Source organism: Rhodococcus sp. H-CA8f (assembly GCF_002501585.1).
GTDB classification, from domain to species: domain Bacteria; phylum Actinomycetota; class Actinomycetes; order Mycobacteriales; family Mycobacteriaceae; genus Rhodococcus_F; species Rhodococcus_F erythropolis.
The window spans coordinates 3,216,663-3,239,056 of record NZ_CP023720.1; the positions used below are offsets into that span (position 1 = coordinate 3,216,663).

Below are 22,394 nucleotides of genomic sequence, written 5' to 3' on the forward strand. Positions count from 1 at the left end.
TGTGAGCGATTCCGCGGCGGCATCAGATTGGGTGAATCCCCTTCGGGACAGCACCGACAAACGGCTTCCGCACATTGCGGGGCCCTGTGCCCTGGTGATCTTCGGTGTTACCGGCGACCTCGCCAGGCGCAAGCTCATGCCAGCCATCTACGACCTCGCCAACCGTGGACTGTTGCCGCCCGGATTCGCTCTGGTCGGGTTCGCCCGGCGTGAATGGACGGACGAGGACTTCGCGAACGTCGTCCTCGAAGCAGTCAAGGACGGTGCTCGCACCAAGTTCCGTCAGGACGTCTGGGAGAGGCTCGCCGAAGGTATCCGGTTCGTGGAGGGCAGTTTCGACGAGGCCGAGGCCTTCCAGAACCTGTCCGAGACGTTGGCCACCCTCGACAACGAACGTGGTATCGGCGGCAATCACGGGTTCTACCTTGCGATTCCGCCCAACGCGTTTCCTCAGGTGCTCGAGCAACTGTCGGCGTCGGGCCTCGCGCAGGCCGAGGACGGTCAGTGGCGACGAGTTGTCATCGAGAAGCCGTTCGGTCACGACCTCGAGAGCGCTCGCGAACTGAACGCCGTCGTCAACAAGGTGTTCCCCGAGGACACGGTCTTCCGTATCGACCACTACCTCGGCAAGGAAACGGTCCAGAACATCCTGGCTCTGCGCTTCGCGAACCAGTTGTTCGATCCGATCTGGAACGCGCACTACGTCGACCACGTCCAGATCACGATGGCCGAGGACATCGGCCTCGGTGGGCGTGCCGGGTACTACGACGGCATCGGCGCGGCCCGTGACGTGATCCAGAACCACCTGCTCCAATTGCTCGCGTTCACGGCGATGGAAGAACCCATCAGCTTCGAACCGCTCAATCTGCAGGCGGAGAAGATCAAGGTTCTTTCGGCAACGCGTCTGGCCGAACCACTCGACGAGACCACTGCCCGCGGACAATACGAAGGTGGTTGGCAGGGCGGGTTGCCGGTGGTCGGACTCCTCGAAGAAGAGGGCTTCGCAGCGGACTCCACGACGGAGACCTTTGCCGCCATCACCCTCGAGGTCGACACCCGTCGCTGGGCGGGCGTGCCGTTCTACCTGCGCACGGGCAAGCGTCTCGGCCGCCGCGTCACCGAGATCGCGGTGGTCTTCAAGCGCGCACCACACCTGCCGTTCGACAAGACCATGACCGAAGATCTCGGCCAGAACGCACTCGTGATCCGCGTGCAGCCTGACGAGGGCGTCACCATGCGGTTCGGCTCGAAGGTTCCCGGATCGAGCATGGAAGTCCGTGACGTCAACATGGACTTCTCGTACGGTCAGGCTTTCACCGAGTCGTCACCGGAGGCGTACGAGCGACTCATCCTCGACGTGTTGCTCGGCGAGCCGTCTCTCTTCCCCGTCAATGCCGAAGTCGAATTGTCTTGGGAAATCCTCGATCCCGTCCTCGAACACTGGGCAGCCGGCGGCAAGCCGGAACCCTACGAGGCTGGAACGTGGGGACCACCGTCTGCGGACGAAATGATGCAACGCACCGGACGCGAATGGAGGCGACCCTAGTGATTCTCGATTTGCCCTCCACCACCACGGTCCAGGTCAGCAAGAAACTGGTCGAGGTACGTAAGACCGGCGGCGCTGTCACCTTGGGACGTGTGCTCACGCTTGTCGTCTGCACCAGGGACACCGGGAACGCCGAGGCCGCAATCGAGGCCGCCAACGAAGCAAGCCGTGAGCACCCCTGCCGCGTCATCGTGCTTCTGCGTGGCGACGAGCAGAGCGAGCCTCGGCTCGATGCTCAGATCCGCGTCGGTGGGGATGCCGGCGCCTCTGAGGTCGTGGTGCTGCGCCTCTACGGTCCCCTGGCGGACCACGAGAGCAGCGTCGTCATCCCGTTCCTGCTCCCCGACACACCGGTAGTCGCGTGGTGGCCCCTCGAGGCACCCGAGATTCCGGCGAAGGACCCCGTCGGAAAGCTTGCGATCCGTCGTATCACCGACGCCACCGGTGCCCCGGATCCGACTGCCACCATCAAGGGACGACTCGCGTCGTACACCGCCGGTGACACCGATCTCGCCTGGAGTCGCGTCACCTACTGGCGCGCACTGCTCGCGTCGGCTCTCGATCAGCCGCCGCACGAGAAGATCACCTCAGCGGTGGTCTCCGGTCTCAAAACCGAACCGGCACTGGATATTCTCGCCGGTTGGTTGGCTGCCAAGATCGACGGTCCGGTCATCCGACGTACGGGTGAGCTCACCGTCGAGCTGAAGCTGGAGACTCGCAGCATCTCCATCAGCCGCCCACAGGAGGGTACGACCGCAACCCTGATCCGCACCGGTCAGCCCGACTCGCTGGTCTCGCTCGGTCGTCGAGAGACGCGCGATTGCCTCGCCGAGGAATTGCGTCGGCTCGATCCGGACGAGATCTACGAAGAAGCTCTGGCTGGGTTGGACAAGGTGACCTATGAGTGATGTTGTCGTAGAGAAGTTTCCCGACGCCGGCCAACTGGTCGATGCCGCTGCCGCACGCCTGGTCACGACAATCGTTGATGCCCAGAAGGCTCGCGGGTTCGCATCCATCGTGCTGACGGGTGGCGGAACCGGGATCGCACTTCTCGAGAAGTTGCGTGACGCTCCCGGCGACATCGACTGGTCGCAGATCGATCTGTACTGGGGCGACGAACGGTTCCTGCCGTCCGGCGATCCCGAGCGGAATGAAGTCCAGGCTCGTGAGGCGCTTCTCGATCACGTGCCGGTCGATCCCGACAGGGTGCATGCGATGGCCGCCTCCGACGGTATCTACGACGGTGATCCGCACGGGGCGGCGACGGCGTACGAACAACTGCTGGGCGCTCAGGCACACGGCAATCAGGTTCCGACGTTCGACGTGCACCTGCTCGGCATGGGTGGAGAAGGACACGTCAACTCGTTGTTCCCGCACACCGACGCCGTTCGCGAGGAAGCTCGTTTCGTTGTCGCGGTGACGGACTCCCCCAAGCCGCCACCGGTACGGATCACCCTGACGTTGCCTGCTGTTCGGCGTGCCAAAGAGGTCTGGCTGCTCGTCTCGGGTGCTGCAAAGGCCGAGGCCGTTGCCAAAGCTGTCGGAGGTGCTTCGTCCGAGGACTGGCCGTCCGCCGGCGCCACCGGTTTGGTGGCGACGCGTTGGTTCCTCGATACGGACGCTGCCTCGCAGCTCTGATCTGATTTCACGGATCTGATTTCACACCGGGCCGGGAATCGTCTTCAGGCGATTCCCGGCCCGGTGGTACATCGAGGACATTTTCACAGTGGCGAGTCATGACTACCCGCTGAGTCCGGATCCGATGCGAATTTCCTTTTGACGGAACGGAACTCAATCCCGAGATCCCTTGTCTCCAACGGGCACTCTGCCCTGCACAATGATTCATCTCTCCCCCTGTCTCGTTCTTTCGAGCGATTACTACCTTGGACGCCGCGAAGTAGGGTTCGGTTCCGCAGACCGCTTTCACTCTTGAACGAAGCAATCCAGGCGAGAACAATCGAACAATGTCGTGGACACCGAATCCGGATGCACTTCGCGGGCGAGTGGCTGTTGTTGCCGGGGCGACGAGGGGCGCCGGACGCGGAATCGCCGCAGCCCTGGGTGAGGCCGGTGCAACCGTCATCTGCACTGGCCGGAGCACATCTGCCGGAATACTTCAGTCGGACTATCCGCGCGGCGAAACCATCGAGGAGACGGCAGAGCTTGTCACCGAACTGGGCGGCGTCGGCGTGCCGATTGCCGTCGATCATCTCAAGAGCAAACAAGTGGCTGATCTCGCCGAACGCTTGCGCGCCGACTATCAACATATCGACATCTTGGTCAATGACATCTGGGGCGCGGAACTACTCAAGGGTGGGCCGGCGGAGTGGAACACGCCGGTGTGGGAACACGATCTGGACAAGGGCTTTCACATTCTGCGCCTGGCGATCGACACCCACATCACCACGTCGCACCACCTCCTGCCGCTGATGATCGATCGGCCAGGCGGACTGGTCGCCGAAATAACCGACGGCACTACCGAATACAACGCATCGAACTATCGCATCTCGGTGTTCTACGACCTGGCGAAGGTATCCGTGAACAGGCTTGCATTTTCGCAAGGCCACGAACTTGCCCCGTTCGGCTGTACTGCCGTCGCCATCACTCCGGGGTTCCTGCGATCGGAGATGATGCTCGACAATTTTGGTGTCGGCGAATCGAATTGGCGTGACGCTTTGTCGCCGGAGCGGGATGGGCCGACTGCACCTCCGGATTTTGCCCGCTCCGAGTCACCAAGATTCACAGGACGTGCGATCGCCGCCCTCGCCGCCGATTCGAATCGGAAGCGATGGAATCAGCGATCGGTCAGTTCAGGCGAACTCGGAACGGCATACGGGTTCACCGACACCGACGGCAGCCGCCCCGATTTTTGGCGAGCCAACTGAATCCGACAGTGATTAAGATCCGTTTCATGGCCGAATTCGCGACGATCGACGATTACATCGCGTCGTTTCCCACCGACGTGCAGCGATCCCTCGGGAGCATCCGCGAGACGATCCACAGCACTGTTCCCGGCCTCGATGAAACCATCAGCTATCAGATGCCGACCATGACGGTGAATGGGAAGAACCTGGTTCACTTCGCAGGCTGGAAACACCACATCTCGATGTACCCACTCCCGGCAGGTGACGCAGAGTTCGAGAAGTCCGTCGACCCGTACCGGGCTGCGAAATCAACCGTGAAGTTCCCGCTGAACAAACCGATCCCCCTCGATCTCGTGGCTCGAATCGTCGAATTGCTCGCGCAGCGCCACTAACCTCAGTTCCCGTCGGAGCCTTGTGAGAGCGTATGGCCGTGCAGAGACAACCCATCCGACGCATCAAGGCCGGGACATCGTCGGGCGCTGACGTAGGCAGCTGGCCGATGACGGTGCCCGCGGTTGCGCAGATCATTCAGGACGGTCTTGAACTTCCACCGGGTGTCACCATTCTGGTCGGCGAAAACGGAGCGGGGAAGTCGACCGTCATCGAAATTCTTGCCGCCGTTCTCGGTCTCAATGCCGAAGGCGGGTCGACCAATACGCGACATCAGACCAGATCGAGTGAACCGAGCGCCCTCGACCTTGTGGTCGAGCGGAGCCCCGGCGCGTCGAAGTGGGCGTACTACCTCCGAGACGAAACCTTGCACGGGTTGTACACGTATTTGGAGGACAACCCCAATCCCACGCGACCTGAACCGCTTTACCATCACCTCTCCCACGGTGAGGCGCTGCTCGAGATCTTGTCGTCGAGGACCTCCGACGGCGGCTTCTATCTGATCGACGAACCCGATGCCGCACTCTCATTCCAAGGGACCTTGACGCTGGTCGCGCTGCTCGGTGAGCTGGTGGAATCTGGCGCGCAGGCGGTGATCGCGACGCACTCGCCGATCATCGCGGCACTGCCGAACGCCAATCTGCTCGAGATCGGCGAATGGGGAATCCGAGCCGCGAGCTGGGAGGACCTCGATCTGGTCTCGAACTGGCAGCGGTTCCTTCACGACCCGCAGACGTACCTGCGCCACCTGATCTAACCTGGAACTCCACCCCAGGAGGCATCCATGGCATACGACAAGGCGCTGGCTGAGCGTATCCGCGATGCGCTCTCGGGCGAGAGCGACGTCGAAGAAGTAAAGATGTTCGGTGGGCTGAGCTTCATGGTGAACGGGAAGCTGGCCGCCAGTGCGAACTCACACGGCAACATCATGGTTCGGTGTGACCCCGATCGAGTTGACGAACTCCTGACGCACAAGGGTGCAAGTTGGCCCGAGATGCGGGGTAAGCCGATGAGCAAGGGATGGATCGTCGTCGACCGAACCGGGACGAGTTCGAACGTCGAGTTCAATGCGTGGATCAAGGAAGCTCTGGACTTCGTGCACTGACTGGTACTGCCGGTTCGATCAATTTCGCTCGATTCGGCAAAAAGTGAAGTGGGCGGCCCTAGACTCCGAAAAAGCATTGGATTGGGCGCCACGACGGCGCGGAGGAAAGGTGGTCCGTCGCGTGACGTTCACACCCAATCAGCCGGATCACCAACGCGCCTTCGGGTTTCAGCCGCCGTCGACCCGCGCAATTCCCTCCCTCATGCCCGACCGTTTCGGACCTAGCCTCATCGGCTCGCTGTGGGCGTGCGCCGGGATCGTCGCCGGAAGCCTCGGCCCGTGGACGTCGTCCTCCGCCCTCGACCACAGTGGTATCGACGAATGCGGAGTGATCACACTCGTCCTCGCTCTGGGCTCGGTAACCGCGCTTATCACCCTCATGGTTCGAGACGTCACGCCCGAGATGAAGAATCACTGCACGGGACCGCTGGTGGGAATCGCCGTCTTGATCGTTGCCGTCGGAAACGCCGCGTCCATTGTGCGACGTAGTACCGAGGTCGCAGGGCACACCGCCGGACCGTCCATCGGGTGGGGACTGTGGGTGGTCATCGCGTCTGCAGTGATCCTGTGCATCATGTCGTCGTCCGTCGCGCACATGATCAGGTTTCAGGCAGCAATGATCACAAGGTCTTGATCAGCCCGCCGTCGATCACGAAATCCGCGCCCGTCACGTTCCCCGCGCGATCGCTGGCGAGGAACAACACCAGGTCCGCTACCTCTTCGGGAAAGGTGAAGCGGCCCGTCTCGGCGCCGGCGGCGGCACTTTCGACGATATCGTCGGCCGCTGAACCATTCGCCTTCGCCAGCGTCGAGGCCACTCCGTGCTTGCCGAGCCACAACTCCGTCTGCACCGGACCAGGGCTGACGGTATTGACGCGGATCCCCTTCCCTCCCAGTTCTTTCGACAACGACTTCGAGAAGTTGGTCAACGCCGCTTTGGCGGCGCTGTAGTCGATCACCGTGGGATCAGGCAAGAATGCGTTGACCGAACTGATCGTCACGATGCTCCCGCCACCTCTGCGGATCAACTCCGGCAGCGCAGCGCGAACAGTGCGTACAGCCGACAAGAACGTCAGATTGAACGACGACGCCCACTCTTCGTCCGTGATAGCCGCGAAGCCGCTCGTTCTCGGAGTGACGGCGCCGACGTTGTTGACCAAGATGTCGACGCCGCCCCTCGCTGCTGCAACCTCGAGCAGTCGGGTAGATCCTTCGACACTCGCGAGGTCGACGCCGACAAAGGTGACGGCGCCGCCGGACTGCAGCGATTCGAGTTCCGGCGAGAGCGTCCGCGAGCCCGCGACGACGTGGACTCCCTCGGCCACCAAGGCCCGAGTGATCGCCAACCCGATACCTTTTCCCGCGCCGGTAACCACGGCAGTTCGTCCGTCCAATTGCAGATCCACTGCGGTCCCCGTTCGGTCCGGTGCGCAGCGTTGGGTGTGCGTGCGACAGCTCTAGAGTCGCCGCACGCACACCCTGGTAAACCTGCAGAACCAGCCGCTGTTACCTAGCCACTGTTACGAAGCGCAGTGGCCAGGCCGTTCATCGTCAGCTGGATACCCCGACGCACCTGATCGCTCTCGTCGCCGGAACGGTACCGACGGATCAGCTCGACCTGTAGATGGTTGAGAGGTTCGAGGTACGGGAACCGGTTGTGGACCGAACGCTCGAGGCCCGAGTTGTCGGCAAAGAGGTTCTCGTTGCCTGTGATTGCCTTGTACATGCGAATTGTGCGTTCGTGCTCGTCGGTGATCATTCCGAAGACTCGATCGCGCAGTTCGGCGTCGGGCACGAGGTCCGCGTAGCGGGCCGCCAAACCGAGATCAGACTTCGACATCACCATGGCCATGTTCGAGAGCACGGTTCGGAAGAACGGCCACTTCTCGTACAGGCCCGTCAACGTGGCAAGCCGAGTGTCGTCTCCGTCTATCCATCTTTCGAACGCGGCGCCGGTTCCGTACCAACCCGGAAGCATCACGCGAGACTGACTCCACGAGAGCACCCAAGGAATGGCACGCAGATCGGAAATCGCCTTGGTCTGCTTGCGAGAGGCCGGACGAGAGCCGATGTTGAGTGCTCCGATCTCGGCGACCGGCGTCGACGCTTCGAAGTACTGCACGAATCCTGGTGTGTCGTGCACCAATTCGCTGTACGCGGTGCGGGCGAGTGCCGCCAACTCGTCCAACACCGCGTAGGCCGCATCTGCGTCGCTGCCAAGACCTTCGACGTCGAGCAACGTCGACTCGATAGTCGCGGCGATGAGTGTTTCGAGGTTGCGGTGCGCCAGACGCGGTTCGGCGTACTTGGCCGCAATCACCTCACCCTGCTCGGTGATTCGCAGAGAACCAGCGACGGCACCGGGGGGCTGCGCGAGAATCGCTTCGTAGCTCGGTCCGCCGCCACGTCCGACGGTTCCGCCGCGGCCGTGGAAGAGCCTCAACCTGATTCCGCTCTTACGCGCGGCATCGACGAGGTCGAGTTCGGCACGGTACAGCGCCCAGTTGGCGGCCAAGTACCCGCCGTCCTTGTTCGAGTCGGAGTACCCGAGCATCACTTCCTGACTGTCACCGCGCGAACGGACGATCGCACGATAGATCGGGATGTCGAGCGTCGCCAGCAATGTGTCGGCGCCGCCCTGCAGATCCTCGATCGTCTCGAACAACGGGACGATGCCGATCGGGCAGGAGGGTTCGCTACCGACGCCCGGATCGAGCACCCCGACCTCTTTGAGCAGCACCGCAGCTTCGAGCATGTCGCTGACCGAGGTACACATGCTGATGATGTAGTTGGGTACTGCGCCCGCTCCGAGAACCCGCACTGCCTTGGCGCCGGCCGCCATGATGGCCAGTTCCTTGGTGGTCAATTCGCTGAACTCGGCGTCCGGCGAAGTCAGTGGTCGCCGCGTCGTCAACTCGGCCGACAGCAGTTCGACTCGATCGGCTTCCGGCAAGGACGTGTAGTCCGGGTGAACTCCGGCCCACGCCAGAAGTTCTGCGACGACGCTTTCGTGTACCTCGGAGTTCTGCCGCATGTCCAGACCGGACAGGTGAAAGCCGAACACCTCCACCGCTTCTCGGAGCCGATCGAGTCGATCGTCGGCGATGGTCTCGTCGCCGAAACGACGCAACGAGGTGTCAATGATTCCGAGATCCCGCTGCAGTTGTGCCGGGTCGGTGTACGCCTCGAGTCCGTCGTCGGAGCCGTGGGCGGGCAACTCCCCCAGTACCGTCAGTGCGGTTGCGCTCAATCGCCCGCGGATGCCGCGAATCGCGCGACGGTAGGGCTCGTCGGCCCGGAATGCAGAATCGTCGCCGGAGGTAGACGCCAGCAGATCGAGTTCGGGCGTGACGGACACCAACCGCGCCGACATCGACAGTTCACGCTCGAGATGTTCGAGTTCCTCGAGGTGATGCTCGAGAGCAGTCGCCGCAGCGCGCGACGTGGCGCGCTGGACGATTTCGCCGGTCACGTACGGATTGCCGTCCCGGTCACCGCCAATCCACGAACCCGGCCTCAGGATCGGTTCCGGCAGGAGCCCGGCGTCCGGCCAACGCGTGCGCAGAGCTTTGCGGACCTCGGCATTGATCTTCGGAATCACCTCGAACAACGCCGCGTCGTAGTAGCGCAGGCCTACCTCGATTTCATCCTGGATACGGAGGCGGCTGAGCCGGATCAGAGCCGTCTGCCACAGGGTCAGGATCTGACGGCGCAATTGCAGATCGACATCAGCGGTTTCTGCGACGCTCAGCGCCGTGCGCTCGCGGTATCGCATCAACTCGGTGATCCGACTCTGCGTCTCGAACACCGTGCGGCGTCGAGTCTCCGTCGGGTGAGCGGTGATGACGGGTGAGACCAGGGCGCCCCGCAGCGCTTCTTCGACGGTAGCCGAATCGATATCGGCTGCATCGAGTTTGGTGTACGTGGCGGCGAGAGTGCTGTCGCGGGGCGGTTCACCCGCGTTGACGTGGATGGCCCGTCGACGCTCGCGGTGGATGTCCTCGGCCAGGTTGGCAAGCAGCGCGAAGTGACTGAACGCACGAATGACGGGAATGGCGTCGTCCGTACTGATTTCGGCGAACAGCGACACCAGTTCGGCGCGGTCGATCTCCGACCGACGGACTCGGAACGACTCGACACGAGCTCGCTCGACCAGATCGAAAACATTGTCGCCGGCTTGCTCTCGCACTATTTGTCCGAGTATTCCGCCGAGAAGCCGGATGTCTTCGCGCAGCGGCTCGGTGGCCTCTCGCGGTGTTTCTCGATGCGACGCGGTTTCAGTCATCACTCAATTATCGACCGAAACAAAGAACCCCGCTCGATAGGCGGGGTTCCGTGTCTGAAATTCGTGTGTGAAAAACTACCGGCTGCAAGTCATGAGCCGAGAATCAGGCGAACTTGATCTCCAGGCCGATGCCGACGATCGAGATGAGCCAGATCAACGCGGTGAAGACCGTCAACCGGTCGAGGTTCTTCTCGACAACAGTCGATCCGGACAGGCTGGACTGGACACCGCCACCGAACAGACTCGACAAACCGCCGCCCTTACCGCGGTGCAGGAGCACCAAGGCGATGAGGAGCAAGCTGGTGATGACCAGCAGGATATCCAGGAACAGTTTCATGTCTGTCTACGTCCACCAATCCAATAGGGACAACTACAACCGATAACACCATACAGGCGCGCACAGATAGCCTGACCACATACCCGCCTCGCACATGACTTTGCACCCGGCCAGGCACGACTCTTGGTCAGTGGCATCGATCACACTGTCGAGATACCGATTCAGTAGTTTTTCAGTTGACGCGACTCTACCTCCGAAAGGCCGGCTCCATGCTTTCCGACACTGCCCTGCCCGACACTGCCCTGCCCGACACTGCCCTGCTCGACACTGCCCTGCCCGACATACCCTTGCCTGACACACCACGTCTTGCTTCGATTCACAACTTCCGCGACGTGGCCGGCCCCGGGTACGTCACGACCAGCGGACAGGCGATGAGCCGCGGAGTTTTCTACCGCGCAAACGTGCTGACGCCCTCGCCTGAGGATCTTGCAATCGTGGAATCGCTGGGGCTGACCGCCGTCTACGACGTGCGCTCCGAAACCGAAGCGAACGAAACTCCCGACACCGTGCCTGCGCCAGCGATGTACGCCCACATTCCCATCCTGTCCGGCAACATCCACGCCGAAGCGATGGCTCTCCGAACAGCGGACGCTGCAACAGCTTTCATGCAGAACATCAATCGCAGCTTTGTCGCAGACCCCGTCACTCGCAGCGGATTCTCGCAGTTGTTCGCCGCCCTGGCCACTACCGCCGGGCCGCAACTCTTCCACTGCACGGCAGGCAAGGACCGAACAGGCTGGGCAGCAGCACTACTGCAGACACTCGCCGGTGTACCGCGCGAAACGATCATGGCGGACTACCTGCTCACGAATACGTACTCGGCCGAGTACATCGATGCGACGGTCGCAACGATCGCCGCCGCCACAGATGCAGACAAGGGCGAGGTGATCCGGTTGCTGCTGTCCGTCGACGCAAGTTACCTGGGCGCTGCCTTCGAGCAGGTGGAGCACCACTACGGGACCGTCGAGAACTATCTGACCACCGGGTTGGACCTTGCTCCCGAACTCGTCGGCGCTTTGGAAACCAAACTCGTGAGCTGAATCCGGCGAATCAAAAAACTGCGGGCGTGTGACCTACTCGGTCACACGCCCGCAGTTCAGTGTCTTGCAGTTCAGTGTCATGCAGTGACAGTGTCCTGCAGTGACAGTGTCCTGCAGTTTCCAGCTCACTACCCGATCACATCACGGGAGTGGACCGCCTGCAGCGATCGCAGACAGTGTCGCGAACTCGTCAGCCTTGAGCGACGCGCCGCCGACCAGAGCGCCGTCGACGTCAGTCTGGCCGACGATCTCTCCGACGTTCTTGGAGCTGACGCTGCCGCCGTACAGAACGCGAACGCCGGCTGCGACCTCGGCGTCGGCAAGTTCGGCAACTGTTGCTCGTACCGCAGCGCACACTTCCTGTGCATCGGCGGCAGAAGCGACCCGGCCGGTGCCGATGGCCCAAACAGGTTCGTACGCGATGACGATCTTGGAGATCTCCTCCGCGCTCAGGCCCGCCAATGAACCCTTGAGCTGGTCGACGTTGTAGGCAACGTGATCGCCCGCTTCGCGGATCTCGAGGCCTTCACCGATGCACACGATCGGCGTGAGGCCGTTCTTGAGAGCGGCCTTGGTCTTGGCGAGGACGGTCTCGTTGGTCTCACCGTGAAGGGTGCGACGCTCCGAGTGGCCGACCACGACGAAGGTGCATCCGAGCTTGGCCAGCATGGAGCCGCTGATCTCACCCGTGAACGCACCCGAGTCCTGAGCCGAGACATCCTGCGCGCCGTACGTGAGGAGGAGCTTGTCGCCCTCGATCAGCGTCTGGACGCTACGGATGTCGGTGAACGGCGGGATGACCGTGACGTCCACTTTGTCGAAGTACTTCGCAGGCAAGGAGAAAGCGATCTTCTGCACCAGGGCGATAGCCTCGAGGTGGTTCAGATTCATCTTCCAGTTGCCGGCGATCAACGGCTTACGTGCCATGTCGGATCAGCCTTCCAGTACTGCGATGCCAGGCAGCTCTTTGCCCTCGAGGTACTCGAGGGAAGCGCCACCACCGGTGGAAATGTGCGAGAAGCCCTCGTCCGGGATACCGAGCTGACGAACGGCTGCTGCAGAGTCGCCGCCACCGACGACGCTGAAGGCGCCCTTCTCGGTTGCCTCCACGATTGCCTCGGCGACACCGCGGGTGCCTGCCTCGAACTTCGGGAACTCGAACACGCCCATCGGGCCGTTCCAGAACACCGTCTTGGCGCCGGTCAGGATCGCGGCAAAGCGCTTGACCGACTCCGGTCCGATGTCCAGTCCCATCCAGCCGTCGGGAATCTTGTCGAACGGAACGATCTTCGACTCGGCATCGGCCGAGAAGGAGTCCGCGACGACAACATCCTGAGGGATGTGGATGACGTCGGCGTACCGGTCGAGGAGACCCTTGCAGGTCTCGATCATGGACTCTTCGCACAGCGAATTGCCCACGGAGACACCCTGAGCCGCGAGGAACGTGTAGAACATTCCGCCGCCGATCACCAGAGTGTCGACCTTCGGTGCCAGTGCCTCGATGACGGCCAGCTTGTCCGAGACCTTGGAGCCACCGAGCACCACCGCGTACGGACGCGCAGCGTCCTGCGTGAGCTTGGCGAGCACCTCGACCTCGGCGCCGACCAGGTAACCGGCGTAATGCGGGAGCAGCTTCGCGACGTCGAAGACCGACGCCTGCTTACGGTGAACAACACCGAATCCGTCGGAGACGAATGCGCCGTCGTCACCGACCAACTCGACGAGAGCCTTGGCGAGCTTGACCCGCTCGGCTTCGTCCTTGCTGGTCTCGCGAGGGTCGAAACGGATGTTCTCGAGCATCAGGACGTCACCATCGGTGAGTCCTTCGGAACGAGCCAGCGCGTCCTGTCCCACGACGTCACCGGCGAGTTGCACGTTGCGACCGAGGATTTCGGCCAACTTCGCGGCAACCGGTGCGAGGGAGAACTTGGGATCGGGCTGACCGTCGGGGCGCCCGAGGTGCGCGGTCACGATGACCTTCGCTCCACCCTCGGCAAGTGCCCGCAGGGTGGGAGCGGACGCGACGATGCGGCCCGGGTCCGTGATTTCTCCGCCATCCAACGGGACGTTGAGGTCGGAACGCACCAGTACGGTGCGCCCCTCGACCCCAGCGTCCAGCAGATCCTTCAGCGTCTGAACTGCCACTGTTATCGAAACTCCGCTCAGAGAGACTTGGCGACGAGGCCGATGAGGTCGGCGAGGCGGTTGGAGTAGCCCCACTCGTTGTCGTACCAGGAAACGATCTTGACCTGGTCGTCGATGACCTTCGTCAGACCCGAGTCGAAGATCGACGAGTGCGGGTCGGTGACGATGTCCGAGGAGACGATCGGTGCGTCGGTGTACTTCAGGATGCCCTTGAGGGGTCCTTCGGCAGCAGCCTTCATCGCGGCGTTGATCTCGTCGGCGGTGGCCGACTTCTTCAGGTTCGCGGTCAGGTCGGTGACCGAGCCCGTGGGGATCGGCACGCGCAGTGCGTAGCCGTCGAGCTTGCCGAGCAGCTGCGGGAGAACCAGGCCGATTGCCTTGGCTGCACCGGTGCCGGTGGGAACGATGTTGAGGGCAGCTGCGCGGGCGCGACGGAGGTCTGCGTGCGGAGCGTCCTGCAGGTTCTGATCCTGGGTGTACGCGTGGATCGTGGTCATCAGACCCTTGACGATGCCGAACTCGTCGTCGAGAACCTTGGCGATGGGGCCGAGGCAGTTGGTGGTGCACGAGGCGTTGGAGATGATGTTCTGGCTGCCGTCGTACTTGTCGTCGTTGACGCCCATCACGATGGTGATGTCTTCACCCTTGGCCGGAGCCGAGATGATGACCTTCTTGGCGCCGGCTTCGAGGTGTCCCTTGGCCTTTGCGGCGTCGGTGAAGATGCCGGTGGACTCGACGACGACGTCGACGCCCAGCTCGCCCCAGGGAAGCTCGTTCAACGGGCCGCGGTGTGCGAGGGCCTTGATGCGCTGATCGCCGACGACGATCGTGTCGTCACCGTCGAGCGACACGTCGTACGGCAAACGGCCGAGGATGGAGTCGTACTTCAGCAGGTGAGCGAGCGTCGCGTTGTCAGTCAGGTCGTTGACTGCCACGATCTCGATATCGGTGGTTCCGAGCGCCTTCTGCGCATCCACCGCCCTGAAGAAGTTACGTCCGATACGGCCGAAACCGTTTACGCCAACCCGGACAGTCACAATTCGCTCCTTTGACCATGATTCTGGTGTGCAACTTGACCCACGCATACTCCGAATCCGTGTGTGCACGACGCGGACGTGGGGTTCATCGGTCGATGTGACTCATACCCTAATGCGCGTGGCCCGAACGTGCGCAGCCCACCCTGACGGAGGGCAGGTCACCCCTCTTCGAGTAGCTCCACATTCACTGCGGATTCGGTGTCGGGTATGCCCGTTTCCTTGGCCTTGCGATCAGCCATGGACAGCAGGCGACGGATACGTCCGGCAACGGCGTCCTTGGTCATCGGCGGGTCGGCCAACTGGCCGAGTTCTTCGAGGGACGCCTGCCGATGCTCGACGCGCAGTGCGCCCGCCGCCGCGAGGTGATCGGGCACGTCCTCGCCGAGGATCTCCAACGCACGCTCGACGCGCGCAGCAGCCGCAACGGCAGCGCGAGCAGAGCGTCGCAGGTTTGCGTCGTCGAAATTGGCGAGACGATTGGCGGTGGCGCGGACCTCGCGTCGCATCCGTCGCTCCTCCCACACCAGGCGTGTGTCCTGGGCTCCCATTCGGGTCAGGAGATCGCCGATGGCCTCACCGTCGCGGATCACCACACGATCCGTTCCGCGAACCTCACGTGCCTTCGCCGAGATCCCCAGACGCCGCGCAGCTCCGACCAGAGCAAGTGCAGCTTCCGGGCCGGGGCAGCTCACTTCGAGCGCCGACGAACGGCCGGGTTCGGTCAGGGAACCGTGCGCGAGGAACGCACCGCGCCAAGCTGCTTCGGCGTCGCCGACACTTCCGCCGACGACCTGCGCAGGCAAGCCGCGAACCGGGCGCCCGCGAAGATCGAGCAGTCCCGTCTGGCGCGCGAGGGCCTCACCCTCCTTCGCCACACGCACGATGTAGCGAGCGGATTTTCGAAGCCCGCCCGCACTGAGTACGTGAACATCGGCACTGTAGGTGAACAGGTCGAATATCTCCCGACGCAGACGTCGCGCCGTAGAGCCCAGATCCACCTCTGCTTCGACGACCACCCGGCCGCCGACGATGTGGAGCCCACCGGCAAAGCGCAGCAACGCGGAGACCTCTGCCTTGCGGCAGCTGACCTGAGTCACCACTAACCGGCTCAGTTCGTCCTTGACCTCCGCTGTCATTGCCACGAAGCGTTCTCCCTCTGTTCTTCGGATTGCTGTTCTTGCAGGGAAGACTGTGTCGAATCCCCTACTGCCGCACTGCTCGACAGTTCAGCCAGTACATCGGCCAGTTTTGCCGGATCGTGTACATGCGCTGCGCCCGGTGAGGTGTCCGCGACATCCGCGTACCTGACTTCGGCTGAAAATTGATCCGCCGCACGCTGCAGATGTTCACGTTCACGCCCGGCCGGTACCGACGCCGAGTCGACCACCACGTAGTCGACCCGAAAATCGGGCACGTGTTGGGAGAGTACGTGCAGGTGACGCTCTGCGGAGAATCCGGCGGTCTCCCCCGGCTCGGGTGCGAGATTGAGCACCAGCACCTTTCGAGCATTCGTCGACGACAGTGATTCGACAAGTTCGGGTACCAGTACGTGCGGGATCACGCTCGAGAACCACGATCCCGGGCCGAGAACCACGAGATCGGCACGATCGATCGCAGTCACAGCCTCGGGACACGCGGGCGGATTGGACGGGAGCAGTCTCACACGCCGAACCTTGCCCGGCGTGGTCGCGACGGCGACCTGTCCACGAATGCAGCGGCTGACGCGTGGGTCCTCTTCGAGTCCTTGAACGTCGGCTTCGATCTCGAGCGCGATCGGCGACATCGGCAGCACGCGGCCACGGATTCGCAGCAGTCGCGCCATCTCGTCGAGCGCGACGACCGGATCGCCGAGCACCTCGGTGAGTCCGGCCAGGATGAGATTGCCCACCGAGTGCCCGGCAAGTGCGCCGACACCGCCGAAGCGATGCTGAATGGTCCGAGTCCAGTCGACTATCTCGGGTTCGTCCGACGCGAGAGCCGCGAGCGCCATCCGGAGGTCACCGGGCGGGATGACGCCGAGTTCGGCGCGCAGCCGGCCCGACGAACCACCGTCGTCGGCGACCGTGACCACTGCGGTGACGTCGACCGTCAGGCGTCTGACGGCCTGGAGCGTGGCGAACAATCCGTGCCCGCCGCCGAGCGCGACGATGGCCGGCCCATCTGGCTTCTCCCGCGAGCTATGTGTCGGTTCACTCATTCGCGCCCCAGATCCCGGTGCACGATGCTGACCGAGATGTCGTCCTCGGAACCCAAACGCCTCGCGAGAGCTTCGGACATGGCCACGCTTCGGTGCTTACCGCCGGTGCACCCGACCGCAATTGTCATGTAGCGCTTTCCTTCTCGCCGATATCCGGCGATCGTCAAATCGACCAGATGTCGGTAGGTGTCTAGGTAGTCTTCCGCGCCCTCGCGGGACAACACGTAGTCGCGGACGTCGGCATCCTGACCGGTGTGCGGGCGAAGTTCAGGGATCCAGTGGGGATTGGGCAGGAATCGAACGTCACAGACGAGATCGGCGTCCATCGGCAGGCCGTACTTGAATCCGAACGACTGGACCGTCACCTTCATCGTGCGGTTGGCATCGTTCCCGAACGCCGTTTCGATCTTCTGACGCAACTGATGTGCCTTCAGCGCCGACGTGTCAATGACCAGATCGGCGGCCGCCTTCACCACGGCCAACTGCCGACGCTCGGCTGCGATCCCTTCGGACAACGTGCCGTCGATGCCGTCGTTCTGCAACGGATGACTGCGGCGAACCTGTTCGAACCGTCGGATCAACACGTCGTCGGACGCTTCGAGGTACAGCACCCGAGTGTGGATCGGCTCCGCCTCGAGTTCGGTGAGCACCCACCCGAGATCGCCGGTGAAGAGTCGACTCCGCACGTCGATCACGACGGCGAGACGATCGACCGGCGGATCGGAGGTCAAGCTCAGACCGACCATCCGGGAAATGAGCTCAGGTGGCAAATTGTCCGCGACATACCAGCCGAGGTCTTCGAGCACCTTGGCAGCGGTACTCAAACCGGCTCCGGACAATCCCGTCACCAGCAGGAAATCCATCGTTCGACTGTCTTTGGCGCTGTCGGTAGTCACTGTGCACTCGGCCCCGTCGTCGGCATGGACAATTCTCGCGACTCGGAGCCCTCGTCACCGCTACCGGATTCGGCGCTTGGCGCGTCAGCAGAGGTAACAGACGATTCGGATTCCTTGTCCAGCTCATCATCCCCTACCGCGGCTGGCAGCGCTCGAGCTTCAGCACCCGCATCGGTTGCAGCCGAATCCGTGCCGAGTGCGGCCAGAACTGCTGTGGCTGTGGTCTCACCGATACCGGGGACCTGCATGATCTCCTCGACCGTTGCCGTTTTCAGCTTCGCCACGGAACCGAAGTGAGCCACCAGAGCAGTACGGCGAGTTTCACCGAGCCCCTTGACCGAGTCCAGAGCCGAAGCCGTCATCCGCCTCGAGCGCTTGCTGCGATGGAACGTGATCGCGAAGCGGTGGGCTTCGTCTCGGATGCGTTGCAGGAGGTACAACGACTCGCTCGTTCGGGGAAGGATGACCGGATCTTCTTCCCCCGGTACCCACACCTCTTCGAGTCGCTTGGCCAAGCCGACTACCGCGACGTCGGTGACCCCCAGCTCGTCGAGGACCGCCGCTGCGGCCGTGACCTGGGGGGCGCCGCCGTCCACGACGAACAGATTGGGTGGATAGGCGAACCGCCGAGGCCGGCCCGTCGCCGGGTCGATCGCCGCTTCGGGAGCCAGATCCCCACCGTCCGCGTCCATGGTCGACGCCGACGCAGCGAGAATGCCCAGGTCGCGGTTGTGTCGGAGGAACCGCCTGCGAGTGATCTCGGCGATACTCGCCACGTCGTCGGAATGACCGTCGCCGGCAGCTTCCTTGATCGCGTAATGGCGGTAGTCCGACTTACGCGGGAGCCCGTCTTCGAACACGACCAGTGACGCCACGACGTCGGTTCCCTGGACATGACTGATGTCGATGCATTCGATTCGTAGCGGAGCCGAGTCCAGGTCCAGTGCTTCCTGGATGCCCTGAAGCGCCGCAGAACGCGAGGTGAAATCACCGGCGCGTTTGAGCTTGTGCTGCGCCAGAGCCTCTTTCGCGTTTCGCTGGACCGTTTCGGCGAGGTCTTTCTTGTCGCCGCGTTGCGGAACCCGCAGTTGCACTTGCGATCCCCGAAGCTTGCTCAGCCACGCCTGGATCTCGGTCGCGTTGGCGGGCAGGACCGGCACGAGAACTTCCTTGGGGACGGCGCTGATCCCGGCCTCGGAGCCCGCTCCCGGGTCGAGTGCCGCCTGCTCACCGTAGAACTGGGTGAGGAACTGTTCGACCAAGATCGGCAGGTCGGACTCGGCGTCGAGTGCGGCCCAGTCGATGGCATCGCCTGCCTTCTCCACGACCCATCCACGCTGACCCCGCACGCGTCCGCCGCGCACGTGGAACACCTGAACGGCGGCTTCGAGATCATCGGTGGCAAAGGCGACGAGATCGGCGTCGGTGCCGTCACCGAGTACGACGGCCTGCTTCTCGAGCGCCTTGCGCAAAGCGCCGATATCGTCACGCAGACGGGCCGCGGTCTCGAAGTCGAGGTCCTCGGAAGCCTGCTGCATGCGCTTTTCGAGATCTTTGACCAGCTTGTCCGTGCGGCCGGCGAGGAAGTCGCAGAAATCTTCGACGATCTGACGATGCTCCTCGGCGCTGACTCGCCCGACGCAGGGCGCCGAGCACTTGTCGATGTAGCCGAGCAGACACGGCCGGCCGATCTGGTTGTGTCGTTTGAAGACTCCGGACGAGCACGTTCGTGCGGGAAACACTCGCAGCAGCAGATCGAGTGTTTCGCGGATGGCCCAGGCATGGGAGTAGGGACCGAAGTAGCGGACGCCCTTGCGCCGCGGACCGCGGTAGACGAACAGCCGCGGGAACTCTTCGTTGAGCGTCACGGCGAGAACCGGATACGTCTTGTCGTCGCGGTACCGCACGTTGAACCGCGGATCGAATTCCTTGATCCAGTTGTACTCGAGCTGAAGCGCTTCGACTTCGGTACTGACGACGGTCCACTCGACGCTGCCGGCGGTGGTCACCATCTGCCGAGTACGGGGATGAAGTGTCGTGACGTCCGCGAAGTACGAGTTCAAACGTGAACGGAGGCTTTTCGCCTTTCCGACGTAAATGACCCGACCATGCGGATCGCGAAATTTGTAGACGCCCGGCGCAGCCGGAATGGTTCCGGTAGCGGGGCGGTAAGTCGAGGGATCCGGCACGGTTTCAGGTTAGTCGCCGCCACCGACCGACTCGGAAACGCGCAGGATGCGGGCACCGAACCGGTCGGAAGACGTCAGTTGCTCTTGTGCGCGACCGGTGCGTAGCGGTCGGCCAGTTCGCGGAACTTGCCGACCGTGTCGACGGCGTACTCACGGTCGTTGGACTGGATCGCCATCACTGCCATGTACTCGTCGTCGGGCAATTCGATGCGTGCCCAGGCGGCGCCGTCGGGGAACGAGAGTCCCTCGAACAGATCCCAGTCGACGATCTTCTCGCCCAAGATGTTTCGTACGGCGATTCCCTGCTTGCCCACCTTGACCCGGGGCCGCGTCAACATCAGTACACCGAGAGCCAGAATGGTGCCGATGCCTGCCATCGCAAGTTGGTCCGCGGCGCGGAAGTACACGCCGGTGGACCCCTGGCGGAGCAGGAGTGCAAGTGTGACGTGAACGATCACCAGGAGGACAGCAACTCCGATCGCGTATCGCGTCGACTTACGCGGTGACGCAATCAGTTCCCAGTTCTCGTTGTCGCCGGGTGTACTCATCGAAACGAATCCTCGGTCCATGGTGCTCGGAGATGGCGCAGGGTCACTGCGGTGTCCAGTGCGGCGGCGCAGGCCTGTGCGCCCTTGTCCTCGACGCTACCCGGCAGCCCCGAACGGTCAAGAGCCTGCTGCTCGGTGTCGGTGGTCAGGACACCGTTCCCCACGGGAGTGCTTTCGTCGAGCGAGACGCGTGTAAGGCCCGCGGTGACCGCGTCGCACACGTACTCGAAGTGCGGCGTGCCGCCGCGGATGACAACACCGAGTGCGACGACGGCGTCGTGCGTGCGAGCCAATGCCTGCGCAACGACCGGCAGTTCGATCGCGCCGGCGACACGGACCAGTGTCACGTCCTTGATCTGTGCCTCCTGCGCGACGCGCTGCGCGCCGGCGATCAGAGCCTCGGAGATCGTCGCGTGCCACTGCCCGGCAACGATCGCCAGCTTCAGGTCCTTGGCCTCGGCGATCGCGAGCTTCGGCTGACCTTCGCCGCTCACAGTGCGGTTCCCGGCTGTGCGGTGTTCTGGTTCGCCTCGTACTCGTCCAGTCCGATCAGATCGTGACCCATCCGATCGCGCTTGGTGCGCAGGTAGGTGAGGTTCTCCGCATTCGCGCGCAGCGGCATCGGAACGCGATCGGTGATCTGCAGGCCGTAGCCGTCCAGACCCACACGCTTGGCCGGGTTGTTGGTCAGCAGACGCATCGACGAGATCCCCAGATCGACGAGGATCTGCGCACCGATGCCGTAGTCGCGGGCGTCCGCCGGTAGCCCGAGTTCGAGATTGGCGTCGACTGTGTCGGAACCGGCGTCCTGGAGCTGGTAGGCCTGCAGCTTGTGCATGAGGCCGATGCCACGACCCTCGTGTCCGCGCATGTACAGGACAACGCCGCGGCCTTCCTGGGCGACCATGTCCAGTGCGGCGTCGAGCTGCGGGCCGCAATCGCACCGCAGCGAACCGAAGACGTCGCCGGTGAGGCACTCGGAGTGAACGCGGACGAGTACGTCGCTACCGTCTCCGTCGGGGCCTGCGATGTCGCCGCGCACCAGCGCAACGTGCTCGACCTCGTCGTAGATGCTGGTGTAGCCGACAGCGGTGAACTCACCGTGGCGGGTGGGGATGCGCGCCTCGGCGATGCGCAGTACGTGCTTCTCGTGCTTGCGACGCCACGCGATGAGGTCCGCGATCGAGATCAGAGCAAGGTTGTGTTCGTCGGCGAAGACTCGCAACTCGTCGGTCTGAGCCATCGCGCCTTCGTCCTTCTGGCTGACGATTTCGCAGATGACGCCGGCGGGACGCAGGTCCGCCATGCGGGCGAGGTCGACTGCAGCTTCCGTGTGGCCCGGACGACGCAGCACTCCGCCTTCCTTCGCGCGGAGCGGAACGACGTGGCCGGGACGAGTGAAATCGTTGGCACCGGATTCGGGGTTGGCGAGCAGACGCATCGTCGCAGCGCGGTCCGACGCCGAGATGCCGGTACCGATTCCCTCACGGGCGTCGACGGTCACGGTGTAGGCGGTGCCGTGCTTGTCCTGGTTGGTGGCGTACATCGGGGGCAGGCCCAGCCGATCGCAATCGTCACCGTCGAGCGGCACGCACAGGTAGCCGGAGGTGTACCTGACCATGAACGCCACCAGTTCCGGGGTGGCTTTCTCGGCGGCGAAGATGAGGTCGCCCTCGTTCTCGCGATCCTCGTCGTCCACGACGACAACAGCTTTACCTGCAGCGATATCTGCTACTGCGCGCTCGATACTGTCGAACCTGGTCACGTGCTCGCACTCCAAAGTCTTGACTTTTAACATCATCGAATACAACAAGT

Annotated in this window: 22 protein-coding genes; 9 read left to right on the forward strand and 13 right to left on the reverse strand. The window is 63.1% G+C overall.

What is annotated here, in order from left to right:
* The first annotated feature begins 1 nt into the window (after nt 1).
* The 8 genes from zwf to CPI83_RS14885 all read left to right on the forward strand — a co-directional run bounded on the left by zwf (nt 2) and on the right by CPI83_RS14885 (nt 6,539).
* Nucleotides 2–1,546: a glucose-6-phosphate dehydrogenase gene (gene zwf / locus CPI83_RS14850; RefSeq protein ID WP_020907722.1), complete on the forward strand. Its 1,545-nt coding sequence runs from the start codon at nt 2–4 to the stop codon at nt 1,544–1,546.
* On the forward strand, nt 1,546–2,454 hold the full coding sequence (gene opcA / locus CPI83_RS14855) for a glucose-6-phosphate dehydrogenase assembly protein OpcA (protein WP_097388189.1): 909 nt from the start codon (nt 1,546–1,548) through the stop codon (nt 2,452–2,454). The genes zwf and opcA overlap by 1 nt, the downstream gene beginning before the upstream one ends.
* Nucleotides 2,447–3,184, forward strand: coding sequence for a 6-phosphogluconolactonase (pgl, locus tag CPI83_RS14860; protein ID WP_020969595.1), 738 nt, complete (start codon nt 2,447–2,449; stop codon nt 3,182–3,184). Before opcA ends, pgl begins: the two co-directional genes overlap by 8 nt.
* Before the next feature lie 326 nt (nt 3,185–3,510).
* A complete protein-coding gene (locus tag CPI83_RS14865; RefSeq protein WP_046378543.1) occupies nt 3,511–4,431 on the forward strand; it encodes an SDR family oxidoreductase in 921 nt (306 codons plus the stop codon).
* Nucleotides 4,432–4,457: 26 nt separating this feature from the next.
* A complete protein-coding gene (locus tag CPI83_RS14870) occupies nt 4,458–4,802 on the forward strand; it encodes a DUF1801 domain-containing protein (RefSeq protein ID WP_041814994.1) in 345 nt (114 codons plus the stop codon).
* 32 nt (nt 4,803–4,834) lie between these two features.
* The gene (locus CPI83_RS14875) at nt 4,835–5,557 is read left to right on the forward strand and encodes an AAA family ATPase (RefSeq protein WP_046378541.1); all 723 of its coding nucleotides are present in this window, start codon (nt 4,835–4,837) and stop codon (nt 5,555–5,557) included.
* 27 nt (nt 5,558–5,584) lie between these two features.
* Nucleotides 5,585–5,905 carry a TfoX/Sxy family protein gene (locus tag CPI83_RS14880; RefSeq protein ID WP_019748395.1) on the forward strand — a complete coding sequence of 107 codons (321 nt, stop codon included), beginning with the start codon at nt 5,585–5,587 and terminating at the stop codon, nt 5,903–5,905.
* Nucleotides 5,906–6,026: 121 nt separating this feature from the next.
* Nucleotides 6,027–6,539 (forward strand): hypothetical protein, encoded by a 513-nt coding sequence (locus CPI83_RS14885; protein WP_223257831.1) that lies wholly within the window; start codon nt 6,027–6,029, stop codon nt 6,537–6,539.
* Here the strand turns inward: CPI83_RS14885 and CPI83_RS14890 are convergent.
* From CPI83_RS14890 to secG, 3 genes are all read right to left on the reverse strand, one after another.
* Complete coding sequence (locus CPI83_RS14890; RefSeq protein WP_021344228.1) at nt 6,526–7,311, reverse strand: oxidoreductase; 786 nt, start codon at nt 7,309–7,311, stop codon at nt 6,526–6,528. The genes CPI83_RS14885 and CPI83_RS14890 overlap by 14 nt on opposite strands.
* 104 nt (nt 7,312–7,415) lie before the next feature.
* Nucleotides 7,416–10,190 (reverse strand): phosphoenolpyruvate carboxylase, encoded by a 2,775-nt coding sequence (ppc, locus tag CPI83_RS14895; protein WP_020969589.1) that lies wholly within the window; start codon nt 10,188–10,190, stop codon nt 7,416–7,418.
* Nucleotides 10,191–10,293: 103 nt separating this feature from the next.
* Nucleotides 10,294–10,527, reverse strand: coding sequence for a preprotein translocase subunit SecG (gene secG / locus CPI83_RS14900; RefSeq protein ID WP_003944946.1), 234 nt, complete (start codon nt 10,525–10,527; stop codon nt 10,294–10,296).
* A 209-nt stretch (nt 10,528–10,736) separates the two neighbouring features.
* Between secG and CPI83_RS14905 the strand changes: the two genes are divergently transcribed.
* Nucleotides 10,737–11,567 carry a tyrosine-protein phosphatase gene (locus CPI83_RS14905; protein ID WP_097387377.1) on the forward strand — a complete coding sequence of 277 codons (831 nt, stop codon included), beginning with the start codon at nt 10,737–10,739 and terminating at the stop codon, nt 11,565–11,567.
* Between the two features lie 141 nt (nt 11,568–11,708).
* On the opposite strand, the gene tpiA is transcribed toward CPI83_RS14905, so the two are convergent.
* From tpiA to CPI83_RS14955, 10 genes are all read right to left on the reverse strand, one after another.
* Nucleotides 11,709–12,494 carry a triose-phosphate isomerase gene (tpiA, locus tag CPI83_RS14910; protein WP_019748390.1) on the reverse strand — a complete coding sequence of 262 codons (786 nt, stop codon included), beginning with the start codon at nt 12,492–12,494 and terminating at the stop codon, nt 11,709–11,711.
* Nucleotides 12,495–12,500: 6 nt separating this feature from the next.
* Complete coding sequence (locus CPI83_RS14915) at nt 12,501–13,712, reverse strand: phosphoglycerate kinase (protein WP_019748389.1); 1,212 nt, start codon at nt 13,710–13,712, stop codon at nt 12,501–12,503.
* Nucleotides 13,713–13,729: 17 nt separating this feature from the next.
* Nucleotides 13,730–14,749 carry a type I glyceraldehyde-3-phosphate dehydrogenase gene (gap, locus tag CPI83_RS14920; RefSeq protein WP_003944851.1) on the reverse strand — a complete coding sequence of 340 codons (1,020 nt, stop codon included), beginning with the start codon at nt 14,747–14,749 and terminating at the stop codon, nt 13,730–13,732.
* 158 nt (nt 14,750–14,907) lie between these two features.
* Entirely contained in the window at nt 14,908–15,885 is a 978-nt protein-coding gene (gene whiA / locus CPI83_RS14925; RefSeq protein ID WP_021344225.1) for a DNA-binding protein WhiA, read from the reverse strand.
* Nucleotides 15,882–16,946, reverse strand: coding sequence for a uridine diphosphate-N-acetylglucosamine-binding protein YvcK (gene yvcK / locus CPI83_RS14930; protein WP_019748388.1), 1,065 nt, complete (start codon nt 16,944–16,946; stop codon nt 15,882–15,884). The genes whiA and yvcK overlap by 4 nt, the downstream gene beginning before the upstream one ends.
* Entirely contained in the window at nt 16,943–17,842 is a 900-nt protein-coding gene (rapZ, locus tag CPI83_RS14935; protein ID WP_003944872.1) for an RNase adapter RapZ, read from the reverse strand. The genes yvcK and rapZ overlap by 4 nt, the downstream gene beginning before the upstream one ends.
* Entirely contained in the window at nt 17,839–20,031 is a 2,193-nt protein-coding gene (uvrC, locus tag CPI83_RS14940) for an excinuclease ABC subunit UvrC (protein WP_060938546.1), read from the reverse strand. Before uvrC ends, rapZ begins: the two co-directional genes overlap by 4 nt.
* A 74-nt stretch (nt 20,032–20,105) precedes the next feature.
* Nucleotides 20,106–20,579, reverse strand: coding sequence for a PH domain-containing protein (locus tag CPI83_RS14945; protein ID WP_007727982.1), 474 nt, complete (start codon nt 20,577–20,579; stop codon nt 20,106–20,108).
* Nucleotides 20,576–21,073: a 6,7-dimethyl-8-ribityllumazine synthase gene (gene ribH / locus CPI83_RS14950; RefSeq protein WP_020907710.1), complete on the reverse strand. Its 498-nt coding sequence runs from the start codon at nt 21,071–21,073 to the stop codon at nt 20,576–20,578. Before ribH ends, CPI83_RS14945 begins: the two co-directional genes overlap by 4 nt.
* Nucleotides 21,070–22,344, reverse strand: coding sequence for a bifunctional 3,4-dihydroxy-2-butanone-4-phosphate synthase/GTP cyclohydrolase II (locus CPI83_RS14955; protein ID WP_003944833.1), 1,275 nt, complete (start codon nt 22,342–22,344; stop codon nt 21,070–21,072). The genes ribH and CPI83_RS14955 overlap by 4 nt, the downstream gene beginning before the upstream one ends.
* Between the last annotated feature and the right edge of the window lie 50 nt (nt 22,345–22,394).